7 protein-coding genes are annotated in these 7,126 nt (G+C 65.9%); 3 read left to right on the top strand and 4 right to left on the bottom strand.

The window, feature by feature from the left end; translation table 11 throughout:
• Positions 1-225: hypothetical protein (locus U9980_RS02600; protein ID WP_322766514.1), on the bottom strand; the 225-nt coding region annotated here is incomplete at its 3' end.
• A 157-nt stretch (positions 226-382) separates the two neighbouring features.
• Between U9980_RS02600 and U9980_RS02595 the strand changes: the two genes are divergently transcribed.
• The 3 genes from U9980_RS02595 to U9980_RS02585 all read left to right on the top strand — a co-directional run bounded on the left by U9980_RS02595 (position 383) and on the right by U9980_RS02585 (position 2,080).
• Positions 383-1,000: a hypothetical protein gene (locus U9980_RS02595; RefSeq protein WP_322766513.1), complete on the top strand. Its 618-nt coding sequence runs from the start codon at positions 383-385 to the stop codon at positions 998-1,000.
• Between the two features lie 235 nt (positions 1,001-1,235).
• Complete coding sequence (locus U9980_RS02590) at positions 1,236-1,667, top strand: hypothetical protein (RefSeq protein WP_322766512.1); 432 nt, start codon at positions 1,236-1,238, stop codon at positions 1,665-1,667.
• 2 nt (positions 1,668-1,669) lie between these two features.
• Positions 1,670-2,080 (top strand): DUF3817 domain-containing protein, encoded by a 411-nt coding sequence (locus tag U9980_RS02585; protein WP_322766525.1) that lies wholly within the window; start codon positions 1,670-1,672, stop codon positions 2,078-2,080.
• Between the two features lie 53 nt (positions 2,081-2,133).
• On the opposite strand, the gene U9980_RS02580 is transcribed toward U9980_RS02585, so the two are convergent.
• The 3 genes from U9980_RS02580 to U9980_RS02570 are packed head-to-tail and all read right to left on the bottom strand — an operon-like array spanning position 2,134 to position 6,936.
• Positions 2,134-3,204: a hypothetical protein gene (locus tag U9980_RS02580; RefSeq protein WP_322766511.1), complete on the bottom strand. Its 1,071-nt coding sequence runs from the start codon at positions 3,202-3,204 to the stop codon at positions 2,134-2,136.
• Positions 3,201-5,672 (bottom strand): right-handed parallel beta-helix repeat-containing protein, encoded by a 2,472-nt coding sequence (locus U9980_RS02575; RefSeq protein WP_322766510.1) that lies wholly within the window; start codon positions 5,670-5,672, stop codon positions 3,201-3,203. Before U9980_RS02575 ends, U9980_RS02580 begins: the two co-directional genes overlap by 4 nt.
• Positions 5,673-5,694: 22 nt before the next feature.
• Positions 5,695-6,936, bottom strand: coding sequence for a glycosyltransferase family 2 protein (locus U9980_RS02570; RefSeq protein WP_322754599.1), 1,242 nt, complete (start codon positions 6,934-6,936; stop codon positions 5,695-5,697).
• Positions 6,937-7,126: the final 190 nt, after the last annotated feature.

Here is a 7,126-nt window from a genome sequence, read left to right as displayed (position 1 = left end):
CTCCTGGCCACCAACCGGCCTACGGTCGAGGCCGGACCGCTGGGGGTGGGTGCCCCGCCAGCGTCCAGCAGTGATCGCCGTTGGCATGGCCACCGGCGTGCTGAGCCTTGCCGCGATCACCGTGATCGGCGTGCGGGCGATCACACTGCAGGACGAACGCCGGGCCATCACAGCTGTGGCGGCATCAGTTCCACCAACCTCGGCCTCGCCCCACCCCCCAACCACGCCGCCGTCCCCCAAGCCTTCACTACCGGGCGGGCAGCAACAGACCGCCCCGCCATCAACACCATCCGCAACAACCACACCGACAGTCACAACCCCGCGGACCGGTATATCGGCATCAACTAGTGCAATACCACTGATTCAACTTACTCTAGTAACAATGCCAACACAACGGATTGTTCTTCCCCTGCCGAATGTCATGGACTGGGTGCTCTACGGACCTGGCGCTGATGGCAGCGTCCACGAACGAGCGCGTGCCGCCTTCAGCAACCCCGCCATCGGCCAGCTCGGCATCGTCGGTGCCACCCCGACAGCGGTGACCGGCATGACCGGCCGTTTCGACTGGAGCGGAGGCAGCCCGCAGGCGACCGGCAAGGACTACATCGATCGTCTAGCCGTACCGGCTTCCGGTGAAATCAGGCTGACCATCTCGCTGACGTCCGGCGTGGACGGCCACTTGGACCTCTATCTGGGCACCATCGGGGTACGCGGCATGATCCGAACCGACCTGGACGGACAAACCGGTCCCGCCATGTCGCTGGCGCCACCCCAACCGGGCCGGTGGACCGACGCGATCGTGCGGATCAACTTCCGAGGAATCGCCGGCCCACACAGTATGACGGTCATGGTGTCAACGGCGGACGGGTCCGGGTCCGGGTCCGGCCAGCCTGCTCAGGGTTTCCAGCGCGGCGGCAGCGGCGGCACCTCGCCCCGGCAACCAGCGGCCGTCTCGGCCGGACAGATCTCGCTCGCCGCCGCGATACTGCTCGGCAGTTAGAGCGCCCGAACAGTAAGTTTTTGGTGACGTAAAGACATGCTCCGGGTGCGGCAACCATGCGGCCGGCTGGAACGACTGGACATATGAATGTACGGACGGGTCGTCTTCATCAAGATCCTTGTGATCGACGGGGCGCCGTCTCCCCTGTACCGGCCTGCTCGTTCCTCGCTAACCCCCCCCAGCCGGGGCGGGCAGGCCGCTCACCGGGCGCGGACCGGAGAGTAGCGTCACGACCGTGCGCCGAGTCCTCTTCTCACCGTCGTGGCTGGTACGCCACGCACTCGCGCTCTTTCTGATCGGCCTGTTCGCCAGACTCGGCTGGTGGCAGTGGGAGAAGGGGCAGTCTGCCCGCGGTACCCTGCAGAACCTTTTTTACGGAGTCGAATGGCCGATCTTTGCCGCGGCCGTGGTCTTCGGTTGGTGGCAGATGGTACGTGAGGAACGTCACCCGACGCGGGTGAACGAAGCCATGCCGAGGATCGCGCCCCCGCTGGGAGCGAACGACCCGGCTGCTGAGTATCTTGATAAGATCAACATCGGCACCGTCGACACCATCGGCGAAAACAGCATCGACGACGAGGAGGGCGAGGCGGAGTTGGCCTCGTACAACCGCTATCTTGCCGCTCTGCACGAGCGGGACGCGCCATCGGGACCGAGGCCGCGGTGACCATGCCAGCCGATGACGCCACCTTGGATCCCGCCCGGCCTTCGCCTGCGCTGCCAGCGCCAGCCGCCGGGACCGGCCGCAACAGCGAAGAGGCGATCCACGCGGCGCTGCTGCGGTTCCGGGTGGTCGCGTATGTGGTGGGCGTCGGTCTGATCACACTCGTGCTGATAGGCGTGCCACTGAAGTACCTGGCGGACACGCCGGCTGTGGCCGAAACCGTGGGCCCGCTGCACGGCTTCCTGTTCATGATCTACCTGGCCCTGACCGTGGATCTGGCGTCACGCTGCCGGTTTCGCCCCGTCCACACTCTTGCGATCATGATTGCGGGAACCGTGCCGTTCCTGTCGTTCGTGGCGGAGAGGAAGGTCAGCGCTCAGGTACTCGGTGCGCGGCGCCTCGGCCAGGTGAGTTGATCCTGCCTGCCCGGCCAGCCGGGTGGGCAACCGCTGACGCCCGCCGGACGCGGTCAGGAACAGGCGACGTTGGAAATACCGGCAGCCGCGCCCACGACCTGATTGTCGCAGCCGACCACGTTCCCGAGGTCCTTCTCGTGGATGTAAACCCCGAAGCCCGCGGCATTCACCACGAGCGTGTTTTTCCGGATGATATTGTGACGACCCCAGCCTTCTTTCACCACATGCTCCTGGATGCCATCCTTGATGGCCCCGCCGGGCTTACCGGTGTTTTTCTCGACGATCCACCCGTTGCCCTTGAGATCAATCCAGGAGTCGCCCCCGGCATCGGTCATCCTGTCGCTGGACAACATGTTCTCCGAGATGACACCCCCGGCGGTGCCCTCTTTGATGTCGATGTTCTCAGCAGTCGTACCAGCGATGTTGTTGCCGATGATGAAGTTGCGATCGCTGGCGTCCGGACTACAGTTCGAGATCTTGCACCAGTTACTTTCGGCGCTGCCGACGTAGATACCCTCGCCGAATTTCTCCGACCGGTGTCCGGTGTCACGGACGGTGTTTCCGGTCACCAGGTTGTCCGAACTGAAGTCACGTAGGTGGATGGCCTCGTCCCCGATGGCGCTGACGCTCAACCCGGCAATGACGCTGTGCTGGGTGGCATCCGCCATCACGCCTTTCTTGCCGTTGCGAACGCTGAAACCGACCAGCCGGATGAAAGCCGCATGGTCGAGGTGCAGGATGTAGTCGGTGTCATTCCCGCCGTCCAGCACCGCGTTACCCGAACCGCACAGCCAGATCGGCTGGGCTTCGCTGCCCGCCTTCGTGATGACGAACCCGCCGACATACGTCCCGTCGGCCATCCAGATGACAGAGCCCGGGCTCGCCGACGCCAGCGCGCTCGTGAGGTCGGCGCCGTCGTGAACAGTGGGAGCGATCTGCGGGCATGTCACCTGCCGTGTCTGGCCGGTAGCCGCGAGACCGTCTGCCAGTGCCGTCGGCGCCTTCGGGGCGACCGGCTTCGCATCATCACCATGACAAGAGGCGGTCACCGCTGCGATGGCGACGGCCGCGGTGGCCGCCACAAGCAGTAGGGACCGCCTCTGACGCATGGCGACAGATGTCACTGAGGGTCCCTGCGCCCGTTACGGTCGCGGCCTCGGCCGTTGCTGTAGGACATCGTCGCCCGTGCCGGCCCGACCGCGTCGAGCTTGATCACCGACACGCCCTCGTCGCTGACGATGGTCGTGGTGTCTTCATCGAGACCGTTCGGGAACGCCTGAGAGTCAGCTGCGTGACCGGTCCACTGCGGGAACCGGTCATCTGACGGGGAGGCCTCCGGCAGGAGCGGCGGCCGGAGGTCGTCGCCGTAGCCGTTCCCATAGCCGTTGCCGTTCCCGTTCCCATGGCCGTTGCCGTTCCCATAGCCGTTCCCGTTCCCATAGCCGTTGCCATGGACGTTCAACGGGTCGTCCTTGGGCTCTCGAAGCCGGTCGCGCTGGAACCTTACGTCCATGGTCGGGTTGTCGTCATGGCTGACATGAAGACCAGCCCGGTCGAGTACCCGGCTGTTGAACGTCTCGGTCGGGCCGTCCACCGGCGTCTGCCGCGCCGCCGGCACCAGCGGGGCACCCGGAACTGCGGGACCGGTACCGGGGGCGAACCAGGGCGCGTCGGCGGGCCGGGGCTTGCCGCCCGGCCGGTGCTCCGCCGCCGCGATGTCGGCCGCCGCCGCGGTGCGGTAGGTCGTCGAGCGAGGCACAGCCTGCCCCGGGACCACCGGCATCGGCTCGGAAGCAGCCGAAGCCTTCGACCGGACGGCCGCCTCGACCGGTCCCGGCGCGCCCTTCGCGCGGCCAGCCTTGATGACGTCGGCTTTCGGTCCGGTGCCTGTGGTCATCCGCTGCACCAACAGGTCCGACTCGGGATAGGGATGCTCCGCTGCCCGCTTGCGCCAGCGCCGGCCGGTCCGCCATCCCAGGATCGGCAGCAGGGCCATGAATGCCCACACGAACAGCGCGGGGTGTCGCTCGAAGATCGAATACCAGGGCCGCTCGACCCGCGGAATCCAGTTCGACACATCGTTGGCGCTGAGAGCCGCGAGGGTGATTCCGGTGGCCTTGTTGATGTCCACCGCGCGCCAACCGCGACCGGACAGGGTGTTGTTACCTATCGTGGTCCCGTCAGCCTGGCCCCGAATCGTGATCGCGAACTCCGTCGACCCCGCTATCGTGTTCCGACTGATGACGTTCGTCGGGGCGTCCTGGGTGATGATTCCCATGCGCCCGTCGGACAGCTTGTTGGTAGTGATCGCCGTCCGCTTGGCATCCGGCCCCACCTGTAGCGCGGCGTCGGTCACACCGCTGACGGTGTTGTCGATGATCTGGGTGCCGTTCGCACCGCTCTTGACCACGATGCCCACCGAACTGCCCGAGACCGTGTTGCCGCGGACGGTCCCGTCCTCACCGCCGAGGACCCGAATGCCGTACCGGCCGTTGTCGGTCAGCTTGTTCGCCTCGATGACGGTGCCCTTGATCTGGTTGACCTGCACACCGGTTGCCGTGGCGACGATGCCGATGCCACGACCGTCCAGGGTGATGCCGTCACCACTGTTGCCCGAGATCGTGCTGCGCATCACCCGGGAGCCCGACGCGCGGTCGATGGTGATGCCGTCACCGTGGTTGGCGATGGCGGTGCTACCGGAGATAAGGGTGCTGACCGCGTCCCGGTGGATGGCAAGACCGGCACGGTCGTTGCCCTCCAGCCGGACGTTGATCATCTGAACACCCTCGCTACCGGAGATGTAGGCACCCCACACGTTGTTGATGAACGTGGAGTTCGCCGCGCCGCCGGTACTGGGCTGGCCCTTGCTACCCGTCCAGGCGAGCCCACCGGAACGGCCGTTCCAGAAGCCGAGGTTGGACACGCGCGCGTTGCGCACGACCAGCTCGCCACCCATCGTGCGGATGTAGGCACGCCCGTCAACCACGTTGAGGTCGGGTTTGAGTTCCTTGACATCCCAGGATGTGACATTCATCGGTTGCTGAGCGTTACCACCGTTGATCTCGAGGGCGCCACGCCAGCTCGTCAGCGCTGCGAACCCCGCGGGGCTGCTGGCCAGACGCAGCGTCCCGTACTTCGGGTCGATGATGAGGCGTGCGTTCGGCCCGACCACGATGTTGATCTGCACCAGGAGCGCACCGTCGACCTCCTTGCGCATACCGCCGGCCGCGACAACCTCGTCGACCGTGTAGGGAGCCGGACGTCCCGGCAGCAGCAGCGTGGAAAGGGTGCCCTGGTTCTGCACAATGGCCGGCGCCTTGAGCACGCCGAACTTCGCGAACGTCGCCCGCAGTCGAATGTCCTCGGCGTCGAGCAGGTTGGCCTGCCGCTTGGCGTCCGCGGATGTGACCGGGGGCAACGGCGGCAGTGCCGCCGCCGTTGCCACGCCCACGATGCCTGGAATAGCCATGAAGCCTGGAACGACGACCAGGAACATACCGACGAGCGCGCCGCACACGCGCACGCGCGCCCGCCGCGGTGGCCGGCGGCGGGCGTCGGAGGCCGAACGCTGGGCACCGGAGAGTCCAGACATCGGGGTGATCATGAAACTCCGATCATTTTTGACTCATCCGAACGGACGCGTCCGACTGCCCCTCGCCGCCGATCAGGTCGGCGCGGCGGGTCAGCCAGCCCTGCTTGTTCATGGTGAAGAACGCCCATGTCTTGATCGGAAGTGCGACAACTACGATCATCAGAACGACCACCGGGAGGATGAAGATGTCCCGCGGCTGCTCCCGCAGGTGGGAGAATCCACGCACGGCGCGTCCGCCCAGGAGCCATGCGACCGCGATCAGAGGGGCGTTCGCCTGCGGTCGCGCGATCCAGAATCCGAGGTAGGTCATGGCCACCCCCATGGTGACCGGGGTCAGCAGGATCTGGAGAACGCTGATCTGGCAGATCAGCGGCTGCCGGAACAGCCAGCCCTTGTAGATCGCCGTGAGGTAACAACGGTAGGAGTTGCGGCTCCAGCGGACCCGCTGCTTGATGAACGGTTTCAACTTGTCCGGAAACATCGAGATCGCACGGGCCGAGTCCTGGTGCATGGTCTTGTAACCGGACGCCAGGGTGAGCCAGGTCAGCCGACCGTCGTCCCCGGCGATGCAGCGCCGGCCCAGGAAGAACTCGTTCTCCAGGTTGTGGAGCACCGGAGCGATGGCTTCCCGGCGGTAGGCGGCCGTCCGGCCGGAGAGACAGGCGACCGCGCCGGCCCGGCCCTGCGCCGGTACGTAGTCGAGGTAGCGGATGTCGACCAACCAGTTCGCCACCCGGCGCCAGACGCTGGTGCGCGCGTTGTAGACGCTCTGGCGGGTACCGACCCCGCCGACCTTGGGATCGACGAAGGGCATCTGGACCGCGGCGAGCAGGCCCGGCTCCCAGGCCGTGTCGGAGTCGCAGAGCACCACGATCTCCTTGGTGGCCGCGGCGATGCCGACGCCCAGCGCCGACCGCTTGCCCTCGTGCACGAAAGGCATCACCCGCATGACCGGATTTTGCCGAGCGTGCCTGGTCAGCCGCTTGATGAGTTCGACGTCCTCGACATCCGGGACGATGATGAGCTCATCAGGACCCTGGTCGAGCCAGGTCTTGAGACAGCGTTCGATGACGTCAGGGTCTTCCCGGAAGGAGGGAACGACGACGGACGTCGAGGCGCGGAAGTCATTCTCGATCGGCTTGTAGCGAGAGGACAATAGCCGTCGGAACAACCACACGGACCACGAGACCACTCCCGCGATCCCCAGGGGAACGACACCCCAGTACGATCCGATGCGGTCGATCACGGAACTGAGCACGTCCATTGCCTAACGGTTTCCCTCCGGAGGCTTGCCGAAAGACCTACCCGAGAAACTGTAGATGTCCGTCGGCCTACCCTCTTCATGTCGGCCAAAGAATGGTCGTCTGACGTGAGGGCCGAACAACCCCCACTCCCGATAGCAGTGCGGGGGGCACGTTAGCAGTGTGACGCAAATCGCACGGACACCGGGGGTG

The sequence above is a fragment of the Protofrankia sp. Cr1 genome (assembly GCF_963555865.1).
Taxonomy (GTDB): Bacteria; Actinomycetota; Actinomycetes; order Frankiales; family Frankiaceae; genus Protofrankia.
This window is presented reverse-complemented; position numbering and strand designations above follow the sequence as displayed.

What these genes read in the sequence shown, in the direction of transcription:
- U9980_RS02575 (WP_322766510.1), bottom strand. Translation starts at nt 5,672, where the DNA reads ATGTCTGGACTCTCCGGTGCCCAGCGTTCGGCCTCCGACGCCCGCCGC.
- U9980_RS02570 (WP_322754599.1), bottom strand. Translation starts at nt 6,936, where the DNA reads ATGGACGTGCTCAGTTCCGTGATCGACCGCATCGGATCGTACTGGGGT.
- U9980_RS02595 (WP_322766513.1), top strand. Translation starts at nt 383, where the DNA reads ATGCCAACACAACGGATTGTTCTTCCCCTGCCGAATGTCATGGACTGG.
- U9980_RS02585 (WP_322766525.1), top strand. Translation starts at nt 1,670, where the DNA reads ATGCCAGCCGATGACGCCACCTTGGATCCCGCCCGGCCTTCGCCTGCG.